General features: G+C 67.9%; 1 protein-coding gene. It reads left to right on the top strand.

Translation table 11 applies throughout. The features are described 5' to 3' along the window. A partial coding sequence (locus HYH07_RS36140) for a VCBS domain-containing protein (RefSeq protein ID WP_220006914.1) occupies nucleotides 1-1,383 on the top strand: 1,383 nt, incomplete at both ends.

The following is a 1,383-nucleotide window of genomic DNA, read 5'->3' as shown; positions in this document are numbered from 1 at the left end:
TCGAAGGCGGTCACCGAGGGCGACACCGCGGCGGCGCTCAACACCAGCGGCCAGCTCAGCATCACCGACCCCGACACCGGCGAAGCCCATGTCGTGGCCCAGAGCAACGTCCACGGCACCTATGGCGACTTCACCATCGATGCCAACGGCGCCTGGAGCTACACCGGCAATGGCGCCCACAATGAGCTCACCGCCGGCCAGCAGGTCCAGGACCAGTTCACGGTCACCAGCCAGGATGGCACCGCCACCGGCACCGTCACGGTGACCATCACCGGCAGCAATGATGCCGCGACCGTGAGCTCGGACTCGAAGGCGGTCACCGAGGGCGACACCGCGGCGGCGCTCAACACCAGCGGCCAGCTCAGCATCACCGACCCCGACACCGGCGAAGCCCATGTCGTGGCCCAGAGCAACGTCCACGGCACCTATGGCGACTTCACCATCGATGCCAACGGCGCCTGGAGCTACACCGGCAATGGCGCGCACGATGAGCTCACCGCGGGCCAGCAGGTGCAGGACCAGTTCACGGTCGCCAGCCAGGACGGCACCGCGAGCGGCACCGTGACGGTGACCATCACCGGGACCAACGACGCCGCAACCGTCAGCTCGGATTCGAAGGCGGTCACCGAGGGCGACACCGCGGCGGCACTCAACACCTCGGGCCAGCTCAGCATCACCGACCCGGATACGGGCGAAGCCCATGTCGTGGCGCAATCGAACGTTCACGGCACCTATGGCGACTTCACCATCGATGCCACCGGCGCCTGGAGCTACACCGGCAATGGCGCCCACGACGAGCTCACCGCAGGCCAGCAGGTGCAGGACCAGTTCACGGTCACCAGCCAGGACGGCACGGCCACCGGCACCGTGACGGTCACGATCACCGGCAGCAACGATGCGGCCACGGTCTCGTCGGACTCGAAGTCCATCAGCGAGGGCGACACCGCGGCGGCGCTGAACACCAGCGGTCAGCTCAGCATCACCGACCCCGACACGGGCCAGGCCCATGTCGTGGCGCAGAGCAACGTCCACGGCACCTATGGCGACTTCACCATCGATGCCAACGGCGCCTGGAGCTACACCGGCAATGGCGCCCACAACGAGCTCACCGCCGGCCAGCAGGTGCAGGACCAGTTCACGGTCACCAGCCAGGACGGCACGGCCACCGGCACCGTGACGGTCACGATCACCGGCAGCAACGATGCGGCCACGGTCTCGTCGGACTCGAAGTCCATCAGCGAGGGCGACACCGCGGCGGCGCTGAACACCAGCGGTCAGCTCAGCATCACCGACCCCGACACGGGCCAGGCCCATGTCGTGGCGCAGAGCAACGTCCACGGCACCTATGGCGACTTCACGATCGATGCCAACGGCGCCTGGAGC

This window comes from Bradyrhizobium sp. BR 10261, assembly GCF_019455395.1.
In the GTDB taxonomy this organism is placed as follows: Bacteria; Pseudomonadota; Alphaproteobacteria; order Rhizobiales; family Xanthobacteraceae; genus Bradyrhizobium; species Bradyrhizobium manausense.
The sequence above is the reverse complement of the archived record's forward strand: the minus strand, read 5'-3'. Positions and strand labels throughout refer to the sequence as shown.